The organism is Microbacterium sp. AC145 (genome assembly GCF_979258505.1).
Genome location: NZ_OZ409859.1, coordinates 3,251,063 through 3,268,784 on the forward strand (window position 1 = coordinate 3,251,063; position 17,722 = coordinate 3,268,784).

The following is a 17,722-nucleotide window of genomic DNA, read 5'->3' on the forward strand; positions in this document are numbered from 1 at the left end:
ACCCGACAGCAGTATGCCGATACTCTGGCGCCATGCGTGTGCAGAAAACCGGAGTTCTGACAGCAGTGATCGTCGCTTTCGCCGTGGTCGTGGGGGCGATTCCTGCCGCGGCGGCCACCACCACCTCGTGGGCGAGCTGGCAGCCGCTCACCGGTTCAGCCGGCGCCTACTCCGGCAGTGTGCAGATCGCAGCCAACCCCGCGATCTCGGCATCCGTCACCAGTGACTCTCGTGGCGGCGGGGTCGGGCTGGTCTCAGGAGCCAGTACCTGGCTCGCCGAGGGCACGCCGGTGGGCGCGAAGTACGGCAGCAGCCGCGACCAGCAGTATGTGAATCTGCGGCCCAAGGCCGACAACGCCACGAGCCCGTCGACGACCACGTACTCGTTCGACACTCCGACCCCGACTGCGGGATGGACGTTCGTGCTCGGCGACATCGACGCCGACTCCGTGCGCATCGAGGCCATCGGTCCCGACGGTCAGGCACTCACCGCCGACCAGATCGGCTTCCGCGGCGGTTTCAACTTCTGTGCTCCCGGAATCGCCGGCAAGCCCTCGTGCACCGGAAGCGCCGATGACTTCCCCAGCTGGGATGCCGACACTCTGACCCTGACCGGCAACGTCGGCGCCATGGACACGAGCGGATCCGCCGCCTGGTTTGAACCCGCAGCCCCGATCAGCACCCTCACCTTCTCGTTCGCGCGGAGGTCCGGCTTCCCGATCTACCAGACCTGGTTCGCCTCGATCGCGCGCGACATCACCGGCACCGTCGTCGATCAGGAGGACGGACCGCTCGAGGGCGTCGAACTGAGCCTCGTCGACGCCAACGGCAGTGTCGTCGGCACCACGACCACCGGCGCCGACGGCTCGTACGTCTTCCCGGGTTTCGTCGCCACCGGCGGGTACACGGTGCGTGTGGTCAGCCCCGAGGGCAAGGTTCCCGTGGGGGCCGGTGAGGTCGAGGTCGATCTCACCGATGCCGATGGCGTGGCGGACTTCGCCGTGCGTGACATCGTCGGCGCGGAGGTCTCGGGTCGCGTGCTCGACGATGAGGGGCAGCCCGTGCCGGGCGTCTCGGTCGAGATCGCGGGAGTGGCCGAGACGACGACCGCTGACGACGGCACCTATGTGTTCGACGAGGTTCCGGTGGGTGAGCACACCGTGCTGGTGACTCCGCCGCCGGGGTTCACGATCGACGTTCCCGTCGCTCCGGTCATCGTGCCCGAGAACAGTGAGGAGCCGATCGAGGTGCCGGACTTCATGCTCGTCGAGAACCCGACGCTGATCGGCACCGTGCAGACGAACGGCGAGGGACTCGCAGGCGTCACCGTGACAGCCGAGACCACCGATGTCCCACCCGTCACGACGGTGACCGACGCCGAGGGCACATACACCTTCGAGCGGATTCCGGAGGGTGAATACACGATCTCGATCACCGTGCCCGAGGGATATATCGCGACCGGACCCACGTCGTTCGAGCAGAACGTCACCGGCGACGTCGAAGCGGACGTCGAGTTCGCCCTCGCCCGACCCGGCGCGATCGACGGCACCGTCGTCACGTCCGGAGACGTACCGGTGAGCGGGGTCGCGGTCACGATCGACGGTCCCGACGGTCCCCTCCAGCTCACGACGGATGCCGAGGGCAACTACGGTCTGGGCGGACTGCCGCCCGGTGAGTACACGATCACGATCACCGCACCGTCGGGGAGCACTGTCGTCGGCTCAGCCACCCGCACCGTGGTGATCACGGCAGCCGGCGAGGCATTCGTCGATCAGGACTTCACTCTCGAGGCCGTGGTCGCGCCGACACCGACGCCTGTTCCGCCCGTGGACCCGACGGATCCGCCCGTCGACCCGACGGCTCCGCCCGTCGCGCCGGGAGCTCCTCCCGGAACCGGCAACGGCGCACTCCCGGCCACCGGCCTCGGGCCTGAGACGATGACGTGGGGTGCGGTCGGCGCCGGCGTGCTGGTTCTCGGAGCAGGACTGTTCGCCTTCTCCCGCCGCCGCGCGAAGAACGAGGTCGGAGACTCGGAGCGCGAGTGACCGCGAGCCGACTCAGCCCGGGTGGATGACGCGGAACCGTTCGCAGATCACCGGCATGTCGCGCGCGAACCCACGCGGACTCTCGGAGTACGTGCGCCAGTACCGCTCGTGACTGGCACGCCAGTAGTCGAGAGTGCGGTCTCCCTCACCCTCGGCGTGGGCGTGCTCGGCCGTGACCTCGTCGAACGGCAGCGTGACGAGATCGGTCGTCTCGATCACCGCGCTGGGCTCACCTGAACCGTCGAGGATGATGCTGAACTCGCCGAGATACGGCTGGGGGTCGCCGGTGGCCTCGTAGTCCCACAGCGCCGATGCGGTGCCGGTCTTCGTGCCCTCGAGCACGAGAGCCAACAGCGCATCGGCGTGCGCGGGCGTCGCACCGAAAGCCCACGCGCCGGGCACGGGCTCAGGCAAGGACGGGACATCGGCGCGCACGCGCTCCCAGTACGCGGCGATGGCAGCGGGGTCGGTCATGCCCCCACCCTAGAACGCGTCGTCGGACGCTCGGAGGACCACCGTCGTCGGCTCACGCCTTCGATCACCTCTATCTCGTGGGGCCGAACAGTTCTTCGCCGTGCTCGTGCAGCAGCCGGTAGGCGTCGGCGAAGGTCTGCGGTTCGGGTTCGTTCTGTGTGCCGTACTTGGCGATCAGCAGGCCGAGCAACCCGCGGGCGGGCGGTGTCAGCGGCTTCATCTCGGTCGGATCGCCGGGCTTCGGCTCAGCACGCTCGGGGTTCGGGGGAGTGTACGCGGGGCTCGTGACGGGCCAGTCGGCGGGATGCCGGGGCGCATCGAGGTTCACCGCGGTGAACAGCGTGTTCGCCGACTGGTCGCGATCGTTGAGGGGCTTCAGACCGTGCAGCCGTGACAGCGTCGCAGTGACCGATCCGTGGTGCATCTCGTCGTGCACGATCGTGCCGCGCTTCGTGTACGCCGAGATCGCGATCGCCGGCACACGGCATCCGAGGCGATCGAAGGTGAAGCCCATCTCTCCCGCCTCGGTGTCTTTCGTGGGCTTCGTGGCTGCGGGCGGCGGCACGTGGTCGTAGCATCCGCCGTGCTCGTCGAAGGTGATGAGCAGCAGGGTGTTGACCGCGTTCGATCCCTTCGGCGACGCGCTGGTGCGCACCGCCTCGTAGATGTCATGGATGAGACGGTCACCCGCTCTGACGTCAGAGATCGCGCTGTCGTACACCGCTTCACCGTCGACCTCGCTCTCGCGAGGCGACCCGAACGGCGGGTGGAAGTCGTTGTGGTCGTAGACCATGCGCGGCTCGATGAACGCGTATGCCGGCAGGGTGCCGTTCTCCGTCTCCGCGTAGAAGTCCTCCATTGTGCCGAAGTGCTCGGTGCGCCAGTACTTCTCGAGCACGGCCGCGTGCAGCATCCCGGTGAACGAGACGAGCTGCAGCTTGTCGATGTAGATCTTCCAGCTGACCTTCTCGTCTTCGAGCCGATTGAACACGGTCGGCGCCGCGGGTGCGTCGAGCCATTTGCGGTACCCGCCACCGGCCTGGTTGGTGACGAAGCCGTGCGAGGTCGACGCGTGGAAGAACGAGCGGTTGCAGAACGTCTGCGACGGCACTCCGGCGTACCAATGGTCGAACACCGCGAACTCCGAGGCGAGTGTCGACAGCACAGGCAGCATCTGAGGGGAGAACGATCCCATGATGTGGGCCGCCTCGTCGGGCTGCGGCTCTGCACCCCTGCGCAGCCGACGGAAGTTGATGATGTAGTCCTCGAGGAACCCCGACATCGTGGCCTTCTCGCCGTGCGTCGGGGCGTTGTACGGCGACGACATCTGGTCGACGAAGAGATCGGCGTTGTCCTTCGGGTCGACGGTGCCGAAGATCTGGGTGTTGACGTGCGGATACTCCTCGCCGGGGTCCGGGTCGGGGAGGCTCATGATCCGGTCGGTGTCGCCGGTGTAGACGTGGGCGTCGACGACGGTGCCGTCGGATGCCGTGTTGCTGTGCGTGCCGAAAGCGAGACCCTCGAACTTCTCGCCTTTCGGAAGTGTCTCTTTCGAATAGAGGTATCCGAGCAGGTTGTCGAACGAGCGGTTCTCACCCATGACGACGACCAGGTGATCGAAGCCGGGTTCGCTACGCGGAGTCAGTGCGGCGAACGGGTCGGGGTCGGAGGCGAAGCCGCTGCGATGATTCGCGACGGTCGTACCGATCGCCGCACCACCCGCGCCGCCGACCACGGCACCCGCGAGGGCGGCACCGCCCATCTTCAGGAAGCCGCGGCGAGAGGTGTCGGGCTGAGCGGGGGACTCGTTCTGTTCTGCACCCATCTGCCGATCGTAGAACCGGACCCGCCGATCGGGGGAGTTCCGCAGAGGATCGGGTCCGGATCGCAGGGGTCCCGTCAGCGCCCGGGCTGCGTGTCAGGGGCCCCGCCGCTACGGTGGGGGGCATGAGCTACGCGGGGGAATCGTCGATCGATGCGCGGGTGCGTGCCGTCGAGAAGGAGTACATGTCGCGTCAGACGCGGCTGTTCATCACGTTCGCACTGATCGAGGGGCCGGTCCTGGTTCTGCTCGCGATCGCGATCTACGGTGTCGAACTGATCGATCCCGAGGTCGGGATCTGGTTCATCGTGGCGGTCGCCGTGGTCGGCGGATTCCTGATGAGCATGCTTCTGATGCGACTGATACAGGCACGAGCCCGCGCGGTCGCGCACGCCAAGGGCGAGAATCCGCTCTTCTGAGAGACGCTCGCGACCACCGAGCCGAGAACGGCGCCAACGCACCCCGGTACGCTGGAACCCATGCTCAACATGGCCGACGGCCTCGCCCGTCTCGGCGCACTCGCCGAGAACCCGGTCGTCCGCACCCTCGGTGATGCGTTCTCCGCCGCCGGGTTCGATCTCGCCGTCGTCGGCGGTCCGGTGCGCGACGCTTTGCTCGGACGCCCCACGCACGACCTCGACTTCACGACGAACGCGCTGCCCGACGACATCCTGCGCATCGTCAAGCCGATCTCGACCGCGCAGTGGGACATCGGCCGTGCGTTCGGCACCATCGGCGCCCGCGTGCAGGGCGAGCAGGTCGAAGTCACGACGTACCGGGCCGACAGCTACGACGGGGTGACCCGCAAGCCCACCGTCGAGTTCGGCGACACGATCGACGCCGACCTGCATCGCCGCGACTTCACGGTCAACGCGATGGCGCTGCTGGTGCCGGCGGTGAAGCTCGTCGATCCGACCGGGGGAGTCGAAGACCTCGTCGGCCGAGTTCTGCGCACGCCCGCCGATCCGCAGGTCTCGTTCGGCGACGACCCACTGCGCATGCTGCGCGCGGCGCGCTTCAGTGCGCAGCTCGGCTTCCGCATCGACGACGACACGTTCGACGCGATCGCGCAGCTGCGCGCGACGCTCGAGATCGTGAGCCCCGAACGCATCCAGTCCGAGCTCGTGCGCCTGATGCAGACCGACGACCCGGTGCGCGGCATCCGGGTGCTGGTCGACACCGGCCTGATCGAGGAGTTCCTGCCCGAGGTGAGCGCGCTCCGACTCGAGGTCGACGAGCACCACCATCACAAGGACGTCTACGAGCACTCGCTCACCGTGCTCACCCAGGCGATCGAACTCGAACACGCGCGGTACCCGGGCGCTGAGCCGGATGTGGCGCTGCGCATCGCATCGCTGCTGCACGACATCGGCAAGCCGCGCACCCGCAAGCTCGAAGACGGCGGAGCAGTGACGTTCCATCATCACGACGTGGTCGGCTCGCGCATGGCGCGTAAGCGACTGCAGGCCCTGCGCTTCGACACCGAGACCACCGAGGCTGTGGCGAAGCTCATCGAGCTGCACCTGCGCTTCTTCGGTTACGCCGAAGGCGCGTGGACGGATGCCGCCGTGCGACGTTACGTACGGGATGCCGGCGACCAGCTCGAGCGCCTGCACATCCTCACCCGCGCCGACGTCACCACCCGCAACAAGCGCAAGGCCTCACGCCTTGCGGGCGCCTACGACGACATCGAATCGCGGATCGCGACGCTGCGCGAGCAGGAGGAGCTCGACTCCATCCGTCCCGAGCTCGACGGCAACCAGATCCAGCAGATCCTCGGCATCGCGCCCGGTCGCGAGGTCGGCGAGGCGTATCGGTTCCTGCTCGAGGTGCGCCTCGACGAAGGCGTCATCGGCGCGGATGCCGCCGAGCAGCGCCTGCGGGAGTGGTGGGCCGCTCGCAGCTAGGTCACGGCGCTCACCGATCCGGATGGCTGCTCGAATCACGGATGGCTGACTGGAATCCGCTTTCTCGGCATCCATCCGTGATCTCGTCATGCAAGTGGGTGTCGGGGGTGTCAGGGTGACCCAATGCCGCCCGCACCAGGTGGGTGATGTCGATCGAGACGATGCGCTCGTTCATGGCGGTCACGGTGCCGGGGTCTCGGTCGGCAACGGTACTGCTCCGTCGGCGGGTGATGGGGTCGGCGACGGCGTCGCCTGTACCGCACCGATGCCCGGCGCCTTCTGGAAGGGCGGCTGGGGGCGCTTGATCGTCTCGAGCTCCGGCATCAGCGAGGAGGGGTCGAGGTCGGCCTCGTCGAGCGGATACACGTTCCAGACGGGGCGTCCGCGATAGTCGTCGCCGGGAATCGTCGCCCGCAGTCCGTCATCCTGCATCCCGAACTGCTGGTCGCCGCCGTTCTCGGATTCGAGGATCTGCCCATCCGGTGTCTGCGCGGTCTGCGCACCGTTCTGACCGTAGAGTTCGATCGGTGTGCCCTTGCCGGTGAAGAGCTGCACCTGGTCGATCGGATCGCCCTCAGCGTCGAACGCGAAGATGTTGTTGATCTGCACACCGTCGAGGCGCAGGCCGCTCTGCAGGCCGTACTCGTCGCCGACGTACTCGACTCGCGGCGTGAATGCGGCGGGCAGCGCCACGACGAGAGCGACGAGCGCCACGACGCTCGAAATCGGGCGGATGTGGCGCAGCGCGTTCTTGGGGAGCCACTGACCGCGCCCCCACTGCACGCTGATGACGGCGAGCACAGCGACAGCGCCCCATTCGAGCGCTGAGTCGGGAACCATCCAATGGTCGAGACGTCCCCCGTTTCCCACCTTCGTGATGATCACGGACAGGATCACGACATAGAGACCGTACCCGCGCAGCACCCACCACACCGGGCGCAGAACGAGCAGCAGATCGAGAAGCCATGCGCCGATCGGGCTGCGCCGGATGCTCTGCGCCGTGCGGCCGCGCCAGCCGCGGATGCGAGCGCCGAGGGGCACACGTCGACGCGTCTCGGTCCGAGGCGGAAGCCCGGCAGCCGTCCGCAGCTCCTCGGCGTATGCAGCCGGATCACCGACGTCGAGGATGCCGCCGTTGTCGGCCGCCTGGTCGGCGAGGTCGGCAGTGAGCCCGCCCACGATCTCATCGAGTTCGTCGGCGGGGAGGTCGTCGAGATGCTCGCGCACAGCGAGGGCGAAGGAGCGGATCTGCTCGTCGATCGAGACGGCGGTGTCATTCATCGGTTCTCTCCGATCGGGGTGGGGCCGGCGTCGGTGGTGAGCAGCGAGGACATCGCGCCGGCGAAGTCCAGCCAGGTGACGGTCTGTGATTCCAGCGCAGCGCGGCCCTGAGGGTTGATCGCGTAGTACTTGCGGTGCGGACCGCCGTCGGACGGCACCACGTAGCTCGACAGGCTGCCTGCCGCATACAGGCGCCGCAGGGTGCCGTAGACCGAGGCGTCGCCGACGTCGCCGAGGCCGGCATCGCGGAGCCTGCGCACGATGTCATAGCCGTAGCCGTCTTCTGCACGCAGCACCGCGAGCACGGCCACGTCGAGCACGCCCTTGAGTAGTTGAGTGGTGTCCATCAGACCTCCTTCGATGCACTGCACGCTACCACGCAGTGCACAGTAGTGCGTGATGTGCATGTGCGGCGTGGCGGACCGCCGCGGACACGCATCATTCCGGGGTGTCGCGCGCGGCATCCTGCTCGTATGCTGAGACCACGTTCCGCCGACGACGATGGGAGAGACCGTGGTCGGTTCGTGGCAGGAGTCGCGTGCAGGATCTCCGGGGGCATCCCGGCTGCTCATCGAGCGTGCGCACGAAGAGCTCCTCGCCGGAAACCTCGAGGACCAGAGGCTGATGCAGGTCCGCCCGCTGGTGCGCGAATCCTGGGTGCGTTCGTGGCAGGGTCGCGTCGGCCCCGAGAGTGCTCCGCGCATCGAACTCGACAGCGATGAGCTCGAGGCCTATCGGCACGCGCATCCGCTCGCCTCCGCGATGGACATGATCCGCACTCTCCTGCTCCCCGGCGAGACCGACGAATCAGGCGTGATCATCGCCGTCGGCGATCACGCCGGCCGGCTGCTGTGGATCGAGGGCGACCGACACCTGCAGTCGCTGACCGAGGGGATGGGTTTCGTCGCAGGCGCCAACTGGGCCGAGGATGCCGTCGGCACGACCGCTCCCGGAACCGCGCTGACCCTGGATCAGTCCGTGCAGATCCGCGGAGCCGAGCACTACAACCGACTCGTGCATCCGTGGTCGTGCACTGCGGCGCCGGTGCGCGACCCCGAGACCCGCAGGGTGCTCGGCGTGATCGACATCACGGGCGGTGACGACGTCGTGACGACTCAGGCGCGCCTGCTGGTCGACGCCACCGCCCGCGCGGTCGAGTCGGAACTGCTCGTCGCACGGTTGCGTGCGCGCAGCGACACCCGCCGCGGGACGACGATCACCTCGCGCGCGAAGCCCACCGCCCGCGCCACCCTGCACGTACTCGGCCGAGACCGCGCCCGTCTCGAGGTCGAGACCGAACTCGAGGAATCGATGATCGAGCTCAGCGCCCGGCATGCGGCGATCCTGCTGATGCTCGCCGTGCATCGGCAGGGTCTGTCGGCAGAGCGTCTCGCGGAGCTCGTGTACGGCGATGAAGGATCGCCCGACACGCTTCGGCCCGAGATGGTGCGCCTGCGCAAGGTGCTCGAGAAGCACGCTCCCGGACTCGTTCCCGACTCTCGGCCGTACCGCCTGCCGGTGCCCCTCGAGACCGATGCCCAAGACGTGCTCTCCCTGCTCGACCGTGGTGCGCATCGGGTCGCGCTCACGTCGTACCGGGGACCGGTGCTTCCCGAGTCTGTCTCGCCGGGAGTCGAGGAGTTCCGTGAGGGAGTGCGCGCGGCGCTGCGCGAAGCGATGCTGTCTGAGGCGAGTCTCGACGTGCTGCTCGCCTACGGCGAGATCCCCGAGGGCCAGGGGGATGCCGAGGCACTGCGCCTCGCTCTCGAGATGCTGCCCCCACGATCGCCGAAGCGTGCCGGTCTGGTCGCCCGGATCGAACGCATCGAGGCCGGCTGAGCTCGCAACCGTCCGCAACGTTGCGCACTGGGGCGCAACGTTCGGCGACCTAGCGTCGGAACATCAGCCGCATGGCATCGGAGCCGCGGCACCGTCGAAGGAGTCCCGATGACGATCGTCGAAGAAGACGTGTCCACCGCCCCCGCATCCGCCGCCTACGCCGCTCCCGGCCAGCACGGTGCCATCGCGAACTATCGCCCCCGCTACGGGCACTACATCGGCGGCGAATTCGTGGATCCGGTCAAGGGCCAGTTCTTCGACAACGTCAGCCCGGTCAACGGCAAGCCCTTCACCGAAGTCGGCCGCGGAACCGTCGAAGACATCGACCGTGCGGTCGACGTCGCCTGGAAGGCCTTCGCCAGCTGGGGCAAGACCAGCCCGGCCGAGCGCTCGGTGATCCTCAACAGGATCGCCGATCGCATCGAGCAGCACCTCGAGAAGATCGCTGTCGCCGAGACGTGGGAGAACGGCAAGCCGGTGCGCGAGACGCTCGCCGCCGACATCCCTCTCGCCGTGGATCACTTCCGGTACTTCGCCGGCGTGCTGCGCGCTCAGGAGGGCGGCATCAGCCAGCTCGACGAGAACACGGTCGCGTACCACTTCCACGAGCCGCTCGGTGTGGTCGGCCAGATCATCCCCTGGAACTTCCCGATCCTGATGGCCGTGTGGAAGCTCGCACCCGCGCTCGCCGCGGGCAACTGCGTGGTCATCAAGCCGGCGGAGCAGACCCCGGCATCCCTGCTGTTCCTCTTCGACATCATCGGCGACCTGCTGCCAGCCGGTGTCGTGAACATCGTCAACGGCTTCGGCATCGAGGCGGGTGCACCGCTCGCGCAGCACAAGAGAATCCGCAAGGTCGCCTTCACGGGGGAGACCACGACGGGTCGCCTGATCATGCAGTACGCCTCGCAGAACCTGATCCCGGTGACACTCGAACTCGGAGGCAAGAGCCCGAACGTGTTCTTCGAGGACGTCGCCCGTGACACCGCCGACCCGTTCTACGACAAGGCGCTCGAAGGCTTCACGATGTTCGCGCTGAACCAGGGCGAGGTCTGCACCTGCCCCTCGCGCGCGCTCATCCAGCGGTCGATCTATGACGGGTTCCTCGCCGACGGACTCAAGCGCGTCGGCAAGGTCGTGCAGGGCAATCCGCTGGACCCCGCCACGATGATCGGCGCGCAGGCGTCGAACGATCAGCTGGAGAAGATCCTCAGCTACATCGACATCGGAAAGCAGGGTGGCGCCCGGCTGCTCACGGGTGGCGATCGCGTCGACCTCGGCGGCGACCTCAGCGAGGGCTTCTACGTCGCTCCGACCGTCTTCGAGGGCACGAACGACATGCGCATCTTCCAGGAGGAGATCTTCGGCCCGGTGCTCTCGGTCACCTCGTTCGATGACTTCGACGACGCGATCTCGATCGCGAACGACACGCTCTACGGACTCGGCGCCGGAGTGTGGAGCCGCAGCGGCGACACCGCCTACCGCGCGGGTCGTGCGATCGAGGCCGGTCGCGTCTGGACCAACACGTATCACCAGTACCCCGCGCACGCGGCCTTCGGCGGATACAAGCAGTCGGGCGTCGGTCGCGAGAACCACAAGATGATGCTCGACCACTACCAGCAGACGAAGAACCTCCTGGTCTCGTATGCGGAAGGCCCGATGGGCTTCTTCTGAGTCGCAGAGCGGCTCGGTCGTTGAGCGAGGAGCGGAGCACCGAGACGAAACTCGCTGAGCCACCTACCGCGTTTCGTCTCGGGCGGCTTCGCCGTCCTCGTCAACGACCGGGGAAGCCGCCTCGGTCGTCTCCCGGGAGTGAACGAAAGGTACGGACCATGGTCAGCATCGGCACCTACCAGCGGGTCGACGTGACGGATGCCGCGGCATCCCTCATCCGCGATCTCACCGTGCAGCACGGACCCCTGATGATCCATCAGTCGGGCGGATGCTGCGACGGCTCCTCACCCATGTGCTACCCCGTCGGGATGTTCATCACGGGACCAGGGGACGTGCTGCTGGGTGCGCTCGACGTGGGGCTCGACACCCCGGTCGAGGTCTTCATGTCGGAGTCGCAGTTCGAGTACTGGAAGTACACGCACCTGACCATCGACGTCGTGCCTGGCCGTGGTGCCGGCTTCTCGGTCGAGGGACCGACGGGGATGCGGTTCCTCATCCGGTCGCGGATGCTGAACGACGCGGAGCTTTCGTACTTCGGGCTCGCACCGTCGGCGGGCTGACGGGCGTCTGCGGCCACTTGGCTGAACGATGCTCGACTGGCGGGAGACACGCCGTCCGTCGGGCCGCCATCTGTGAAACGGTCAGCCATCCGGAACGAGTATCGGTGACGATCAGACTCAGCGGGGGAGGCGTGGAACTGCGTCGACCAGCGCCCGCGTGTACGGGTCCTGCGGCGCATGCAGGACGGATGCCGTGGCGCCCTGCTCGACGACGCGGCCGTGCTGCAGCACGACCGTGCGGTCGCACGCCGAGGCGATCGCGGTGAGGTCGTGCGACACCATCACCAGCGACAGGCCGTTCTCTCGACGCAGGCGGTCGAGCAGTTCGAGCACCTGCACGCGGGTGGTGACGTCGAGGGCGCTGACAGGCTCGTCGGCGAGCAGCACACGAGGGCGCGAGACCACGGCCCGCGCGATCGCGATGCGCTGGCGCTGACCGCCCGAGAACTCGTTCGGGTAGCGGCGGGCGGTGTCGGCGGGAAGGCCGACCGACTCGAGGGCCTCGGCGATGCGGCGCTGCGCGTCTGCACCCGAGGCGAGGCCGAGAGAACGCAGCGGCTCGCCGATGATGCGGTCGACGCGCTGGCGAGGATCCAGCGACGAGTACGGGTCTTGGAACACCGGCTGCACGCTGGCTCGGAAGCGCCGCATCTGCGCACGGCGCTTCGACAGGCTCAGCGACCCAGGGGTGTCACGGCGCTTCGACAGGCTCAGCGACCCAGCGTTCAGGGGCTCGCCGTCGAACAGCACCTGCCCCTCTCGAGGGGCCGAGAGCCCGAGCAGCAGGCGCAGGATCGTCGACTTGCCCGCGCCGGATTCGCCGACGAGACCGAGCGAGTCGCCCTCGTCGAGGCTCAGCGAGATGTCGTCGAGCACCTGACGGGATCCATAGGAGAAACCGACGCCCTGCAGTTCGAGAAGGCTCATGCGCCGGCCTCCTTCGCATCGAGGAACGCGTCGAGCGCGCGGGCGCTGTCGACCAGCATCCGCGTGTACGGCTCTGCGGGATGCTGCAGCACCTGAGCGACCGCGCCCTCTTCGACCACGAGCCCGTCGCGCAGCACGACGATTCGATCGACCATGCGCGACACGACGGCGAGGTCGTGGCTGATGAACAGCAGCGCCATGCCACGCTCGGCGACGAGTCGTTCGAGCAGGGTGAGCACCGCATCCTGCACGGTGACGTCGAGTGCGGTCGTCGGCTCATCCGCGATGAGCAGCTGGGGCCTTGCGGCGAGGGCGATCGCGATCGCCACGCGCTGACGCTGGCCACCCGACAGCTCGTGCGGGTAGGCGCGGGCGAACCGCGGTTCCGACAGTGCGACCTCGTCGAGGGCGGCGTCGACCGCCGACGTCAGCTCAGCACCGCGCAGGCCGAGATGACGACGCAGCGGCTCGGCGATCTGGCGGCCGACCCTCATCAGAGGGTCGAGCGCGGTCAGCGGCTCTTGGAACACGATCTGGGCGACGGGTCCGCGAAGCGGCCGAAGGTCGGCATCCCGAGCACCGACGACCTGGTGTCCGTCGAGCAGCACCGAGCCGGAGGGGACGAGAGAATCGGGCAGCAGGCCGGTCACAGCGAGCGAGGTGAGCGACTTGCCGGAACCGGATTCGCCGATCAGCCCCAGGCGCTCGCCCGCCTGCAGCGAGAACGAGACATCGCGCACCAGGGTGCCGGATCCTGAGTGCACCGTGAGCCCTGCGACCTCGAGAATGCTCATCGGCTCCTCCTGCGGGTCGGGTCGGCGAGGTCGCGAAGACCGTCGGCGAGAAAGTTGACTCCGAGCACGAGCGCGATGATCGCGATGCCGGGGGCGATCGCGCCGACCGGGGCGGTGAGCACCGTGCCCTGGGCCTCTTGCAGCATCCGGCCCCACGAGGCGTTGGGCGGCGGGGCGCCGAGCCCGAGGTACGACAGGCTCGCCTCAGCGAGCACGGCGGCACCGAACTGCAGTGCGAGGCTGACGGCAAGAGTGGGTGCGATGTTCGGCAGCACATGCTGGAAGACGATGCCGAGCACACTCGTGCCGCTGGTGCGCGCCGCAGTGATGTACTGGTCCTGCAGCACGCGGCGGGCCAGGATGCGGGTGAGGCGCGCGACGACCGCCGACATCGCGAGTCCGATCGCGAACACAGCAGACCACAGCGACGCGCCCTGTACCGCGACGACGAGCATGGCGAGCAGCAGCACCGGGAAGGCGATCACGACGTCGAGTCCGGCCGAGAGGGTGTCGTCGACCCACGGGCGCGAGAACGCGGCGATCAGGCCGATGATCGTGCCGAGGATCGCGGCTATCGCGACCGAGCAGGTGCCGACGATGAGAGCGATGCGCGCGCCCCACATCAGCTGCGAGAGCAGGTCGCGGCCGAGTCTGTCGGTGCCGAGCAGATGCAGACCGCTGGGTCCCTCGAGACGGCTGCCGCTGGTGTCAGCGAGGGGATAGGGCAGCCAGAACAGCGATACGAGAGCGATCAGCACGATCATGCCGGTGAGCACGAGGCCGATGACCAGAGTCGCCTTCGGCCGCCTCCGCACGGGGACGGAGCCGGTGGCCAACTGCTCGGCGACGCGGCTCATCGGTTGCCCGAGACGCTCGTGCGCAGACGCGGATCGATCAGGCGCTGCACGATGTCGGCAGCGAACCCGACGAGAAGCACGAAGAGCGTGCTGACGACGAGGACCCCCTGGATGACCTGGAAGTCGTGCTGTTCGATGGCCGACAGCAACAGACTGCCGAGCCCGGGAAGAGTGAAGACGCTCTCGACGACGACTGCGCCGAGAAGCGTGGTCGACAACTCGATGCCGAGGATGGCGACGACGGGCACCGAGCCGTTGCGCACGCCGTGACGCAGCAGCGCCTCGGACACGCCCGACCCACCCGCTCGCGCCGTGCGCAGGTAGTCACTGCCGATCACATCGAGAGTGGCCGAACGCACGTAACGGCTGAGGGAGGCGCTCATGACGATCACGATGGTGATCACCGGCAGGGCGAGCGAACGCAGGGCGTCGGCGGGATCGTCCCAGTCATCGCGCGGGAAGCCACCGGACGGGAGCAGTCCGAGTCCGAGGGCGAAGATCCAGACGAGCACGACGCCGACCCAGAAGACGGGCACCGCGACGCCGAGCTGCGCGAAGCCCGAGAGGGCGACGCCGTACCAGCGGTCGGACTTCACGGCGGCGGTGATGCCGATCACGAGCGAGACGAGCAGGGCGAGGGTGAAGGCGATGAGAGTCAGCGGAATGGTCACGGCGAGGCGATCGGCGATGTCGGGGCCGACCGGCCTCGAGCTCAGGAAGGACTCACCGAGGTCGAAGCGCAGCAGGTGGCCCGCCCAGGTCGTGAACTGCTGCAGGAGAGGCTGATCGGAGCCGACCTGCGCGCGGGCGGCGGCGATCTGCTCGGGGGTGGCGTTCACCGACAGCAGGGCGTTGGCAGGGTCGCCGGGCAGCAGACGCAGCAGCACGAAGATCGCGATCATCGCGACGACGAGCGACACCACGAGGAACGCGAGGCGGCGGATCAGGTAGGCGAGCATGGCTTCTCAGTAGGGAAGAGGGGGATGCCGACGCGCGGCATCCCCCTCGCGCGTCAGGACTTGACGATGTCGTAGGCGAAGAACTGCGAGTTCAGGCCGTTGACCGGGTACCCGCTGAGGTCGCTCGAGGCGACCACGATCTGCGGGTAGAGGTACAACCATACGCTCGCGGCATCCTCGGCGATCTTCTCGTTGACCTGCTTCAGCAGAGCGGTCTGCTCGTCGGTCGTGGCGGCCTGCTCGGCCTCGGCGACCCACTGCTGCACGTCGGCGTCGTTGTAGCCCCAGTAGAAGTCGGGGTTGCCGTACCAGACCACGTCACGGTCGTTCACGTGCTCCTGCAGGGTGGCTTCGAAGTCCTGCTCCTTGAACACCTTCGTGTACCACTCGTCGGCGCTGATCGTGTTGATCTCGACCGTGATGCCGACCTCGGCGAGCTGCGACTGCAGGAACTCCGCGACGGCGGGGTGCGGGTCGTAGCTCGGGGTGTCGAGCGTGAACGTGAAGCCGTCGGCGTAGCCGGCCTGGGCGAGCAGGTCCTTCGAGAGTTCGACGTCGTACGGGTTCACCGAGGTGAGGTCTTCGTACCAGGGGTCGGTCGGGGGAACCATCGACCCGATGAGCGTGCCGTAGTCGCCCCAGATCGAGTCGAGCAGCTTCTCGGTGTCGACCGCCGAATAGATGGCCTTGCGCACGAGGGCGTTGTCGAACGGGGCGACCCGGTCGTTGAACGCGAGCAGCTCCTTCGTGGTCGACGTGCCCTCGCTGATGACGTAGTCGTCGTTGTCGAACTGCGCGAGCGAGTCGGGGCTCTGCACGCTGGTGATCACGTCGATCTCGCCCGTGACAAGCGCGTTGTTCTCGGCCGTCGCGTCGGTGAAGTACGTGTAGACGACCTCGCCGTTCTTCGCGGGCTCGCCCCAGTAGTCGTCCCAGCGCTCGAGGGTCAGGGTCGAGCCCTTCTTCCACTCGTCGAGCGTGTAGGGGCCGGTGCCGTCTTCGCTGCTCGTGATGTCACCGGCCTCGTCGTTGACGATCCAGACGTAGCTGAGGTTGTAGAGGAACGAGATCGACCGCTGCGACAGCGTGAAGACGACCGTCTGGTCGTCGGGCGTCGCGATGTCGGCGATGGTCGTGAAGCTCGACTTGCGCGCCGACACCGAGTCCTCGGCGGTGACGGCCTCGACGCTCGACTTCACGTCGGCCGAGGTCAGCGGGTCGCCCGAGTGGAAAGTCACGTCGTCGCGCAGCGTGACCGTGTAGGTGAGACCGTCGTCGGACACCTGGGCGTCTTCGGCGAGAAGCGGCTCGACCTCGCCGTCGTCGGTCAGGCGGTAGAGGCCCTCGTAGACGTTGCCGGTGAGCGCCTCGGTCACACCCTGGCCCCCACCCTGCGTGTTGCTCAGGTTGGTGGGCTCGTACAGCGACCCGATGAAGATGGTGGCGTCTTCGCTCGACGCCTCGTCGGTGGCGCCCGACGCGCAGCCGGCCACGAGGGCGAGCGTGGCGACGGCGCCGAGCGCGCCGAGAATGCGGGTTCTTCTCATGAGTACTCCAGGGTGAGAGTGTGCGGCGTCACGCCGCGTAGATGTCGAAGCCGTCGCGGAAGACGACGTTCTTCTCGCCTGCTCGGATAGGCAGGGGGAAGCGGTTGGATGCCGGCGGCAGCGGGCAGTTGTACTGGGCGCTGAATCCGCAGGGCGGCACGAAGGCCCTGTTGAAGTCGAGGACGACCTCGCCCGCGTCATCACGCAGCTGTACGAACAGGAACCGCCCTGACCCGTAGGTCTCCGACCCGTTCGTCTCGTCGCCGAACACCAGCAGCAGGGTTCCGCCGTCATCGAAGGCGGCGAGGTCGTACTCGCGGCCGTCGAGTTCGAAGCGGATGTCGCCCGGCACGACGAGGTCGCGCGAGCCGCCGTTGTCGCGGATGTGCTCGAACGAGACCCGGCGGTCGTCGGCCACGGGGGTGAAGTGACCCGTGAGCACCCATGCGGGGTCGTACTCGTAGGTGTCGATGCTCTCGAACGCACGGATCGCCGGTGCATCGGCATCCCACAGGCGGAGTCCGTGCTCGGCCGCGCCGGTCTCGATGTTCGTGCGCTGCACCGGCGTCGCCACGACCGTGTCTGCGGCGGCTGCCTGAGCCGCGGCGAGATCGGGCTGATCACCGGTCCAGCGCGTCTCGATCAGGGCGAGGTTGCCGGTCGGGGCCGTGACCGACTCGCGGCGGGCGGACTGCCAGAGGGTGTGGGCTTCGCGTTCAGACATCATTTCCATTCTCGTGGATGTAGAGGGTCGCGGCCCCGTCACCGTCACGAGGGGTAACGCCCGGATGTCCCGATCGCTTCCCGGCGCGCGCGGCGGAAAGGGGTGAGACCGTCCCAGGCGAGTGAGACCCGAGGTGTGGACGGGGGTCTCGTACAGAGAGGGGAGTCTCGTGATGTGCACGAAACTGAGAGCAGAAGTGTCGTTTCGGTACTCGATTCGCAGGTGTATCGAACCGGGGCATCCGGGATCATCCGCCGCAATTCCGTGCAACGTCTCTCGATATACCGTTATGCCTAACGCGTTGATATGCCA

17 protein-coding genes are annotated in these 17,722 nt (G+C 67.7%); 6 read left to right on the forward strand and 11 right to left on the reverse strand.

All coding sequences use genetic code 11. From position 1 onward, the window contains the following. The first annotated feature begins 32 nt into the window (after window positions 1–32). Window positions 33–2,045 (forward strand): MSCRAMM family protein, encoded by a 2,013-nt coding sequence (locus ACZZZN_RS15640; protein ID WP_463506059.1) that lies wholly within the window; start codon window positions 33–35, stop codon window positions 2,043–2,045. Window positions 2,046–2,057: 12 nt separating this feature from the next. Here the strand turns inward: ACZZZN_RS15640 and ACZZZN_RS15645 are convergent, their stop codons facing one another. Together ACZZZN_RS15645 and ACZZZN_RS15650 are read right to left on the reverse strand one after the other, a co-directional pair. Then, window positions 2,058–2,519: an ASCH domain-containing protein gene (locus ACZZZN_RS15645; protein ID WP_463506060.1), complete on the reverse strand. Its 462-nt coding sequence runs from the start codon at window positions 2,517–2,519 to the stop codon at window positions 2,058–2,060. 70 nt (window positions 2,520–2,589) lie between these two features. After that, on the reverse strand, window positions 2,590–4,344 hold the full coding sequence (locus ACZZZN_RS15650; RefSeq protein WP_463506061.1) for an alkaline phosphatase family protein: 1,755 nt from the start codon (window positions 4,342–4,344) through the stop codon (window positions 2,590–2,592). 122 nt (window positions 4,345–4,466) lie between these two features. Between ACZZZN_RS15650 and ACZZZN_RS15655 the strand changes: the two genes are divergently transcribed. Together ACZZZN_RS15655 and ACZZZN_RS15660 are read left to right on the forward strand one after the other, a co-directional pair. After that, window positions 4,467–4,760, forward strand: a complete 294-nt coding sequence (locus tag ACZZZN_RS15655; RefSeq protein WP_463506062.1) for a hypothetical protein — start codon at window positions 4,467–4,469, stop codon at window positions 4,758–4,760. Window positions 4,761–4,820: 60 nt separating this feature from the next. After that, a complete protein-coding gene (locus ACZZZN_RS15660) occupies window positions 4,821–6,248 on the forward strand; it encodes a CCA tRNA nucleotidyltransferase (RefSeq protein WP_463506063.1) in 1,428 nt (475 codons plus the stop codon). A gap of 10 nt (window positions 6,249–6,258) precedes the next feature. Here ACZZZN_RS15660 and ACZZZN_RS15665 read toward each other — a convergent pair whose 3' ends face one another. Genes ACZZZN_RS15665 through ACZZZN_RS15675 form a run of 3 tightly spaced genes read right to left on the reverse strand, consistent with a single transcriptional unit; the run spans window position 6,259 to window position 7,876 of the window. Beyond that, window positions 6,259–6,423 (reverse strand): hypothetical protein, encoded by a 165-nt coding sequence (locus ACZZZN_RS15665; RefSeq protein WP_463506064.1) that lies wholly within the window; start codon window positions 6,421–6,423, stop codon window positions 6,259–6,261. A 5-nt stretch (window positions 6,424–6,428) separates the two neighbouring features. Then, window positions 6,429–7,529 carry a hypothetical protein gene (locus tag ACZZZN_RS15670; RefSeq protein WP_463506065.1) on the reverse strand — a complete coding sequence of 367 codons (1,101 nt, stop codon included), beginning with the start codon at window positions 7,527–7,529 and terminating at the stop codon, window positions 6,429–6,431. Further along, window positions 7,526–7,876: a PadR family transcriptional regulator gene (locus tag ACZZZN_RS15675; RefSeq protein WP_463506066.1), complete on the reverse strand. Its 351-nt coding sequence runs from the start codon at window positions 7,874–7,876 to the stop codon at window positions 7,526–7,528. Before ACZZZN_RS15675 ends, ACZZZN_RS15670 begins: the two co-directional genes overlap by 4 nt. Window positions 7,877–8,030: 154 nt before the next feature. On the opposite strand from ACZZZN_RS15675, the gene ACZZZN_RS15680 reads away from it, so the two are divergent. The 3 genes from ACZZZN_RS15680 (at window position 8,031) to ACZZZN_RS15690 (ending at window position 11,602) form a co-directional block, all read left to right on the forward strand. Continuing rightward, window positions 8,031–9,368 (forward strand): GAF domain-containing protein, encoded by a 1,338-nt coding sequence (locus tag ACZZZN_RS15680; protein ID WP_463506067.1) that lies wholly within the window; start codon window positions 8,031–8,033, stop codon window positions 9,366–9,368. Between the two features lie 108 nt (window positions 9,369–9,476). Beyond that, window positions 9,477–11,042, forward strand: a complete 1,566-nt coding sequence (exaC, locus tag ACZZZN_RS15685; protein ID WP_463506068.1) for an acetaldehyde dehydrogenase ExaC — start codon at window positions 9,477–9,479, stop codon at window positions 11,040–11,042. Between the two features lie 158 nt (window positions 11,043–11,200). Continuing rightward, complete coding sequence (locus ACZZZN_RS15690; RefSeq protein ID WP_463506069.1) at window positions 11,201–11,602, forward strand: DUF779 domain-containing protein; 402 nt, start codon at window positions 11,201–11,203, stop codon at window positions 11,600–11,602. A gap of 117 nt (window positions 11,603–11,719) precedes the next feature. Here ACZZZN_RS15690 and ACZZZN_RS15695 read toward each other — a convergent pair whose 3' ends face one another. From ACZZZN_RS15695 to ACZZZN_RS15720, 6 genes are read right to left on the reverse strand one after another with little or no spacing between them, the layout of a single operon-like run. Next, window positions 11,720–12,529, reverse strand: coding sequence for an ABC transporter ATP-binding protein (locus ACZZZN_RS15695; RefSeq protein WP_463506070.1), 810 nt, complete (start codon window positions 12,527–12,529; stop codon window positions 11,720–11,722). Then, window positions 12,526–13,323, reverse strand: a complete 798-nt coding sequence (locus ACZZZN_RS15700; RefSeq protein WP_463506071.1) for an ABC transporter ATP-binding protein — start codon at window positions 13,321–13,323, stop codon at window positions 12,526–12,528. The genes ACZZZN_RS15695 and ACZZZN_RS15700 overlap by 4 nt, the downstream gene beginning before the upstream one ends. After that, the gene (locus ACZZZN_RS15705; RefSeq protein ID WP_463506072.1) at window positions 13,320–14,180 is read right to left on the reverse strand and encodes an ABC transporter permease; all 861 of its coding nucleotides are present in this window, start codon (window positions 14,178–14,180) and stop codon (window positions 13,320–13,322) included. Before ACZZZN_RS15705 ends, ACZZZN_RS15700 begins: the two co-directional genes overlap by 4 nt. Further along, window positions 14,177–15,139 (reverse strand): ABC transporter permease, encoded by a 963-nt coding sequence (locus ACZZZN_RS15710; protein WP_463506073.1) that lies wholly within the window; start codon window positions 15,137–15,139, stop codon window positions 14,177–14,179. The genes ACZZZN_RS15705 and ACZZZN_RS15710 overlap by 4 nt, the downstream gene beginning before the upstream one ends. A gap of 53 nt (window positions 15,140–15,192) precedes the next feature. Further along, window positions 15,193–16,686 carry an ABC transporter substrate-binding protein gene (locus ACZZZN_RS15715; RefSeq protein ID WP_463506074.1) on the reverse strand — a complete coding sequence of 498 codons (1,494 nt, stop codon included), beginning with the start codon at window positions 16,684–16,686 and terminating at the stop codon, window positions 15,193–15,195. A 28-nt stretch (window positions 16,687–16,714) separates the two neighbouring features. Next, window positions 16,715–17,410 (reverse strand): DUF1684 domain-containing protein, encoded by a 696-nt coding sequence (locus ACZZZN_RS15720; RefSeq protein WP_463506075.1) that lies wholly within the window; start codon window positions 17,408–17,410, stop codon window positions 16,715–16,717. Window positions 17,411–17,722 lie beyond the last annotated feature (312 nt).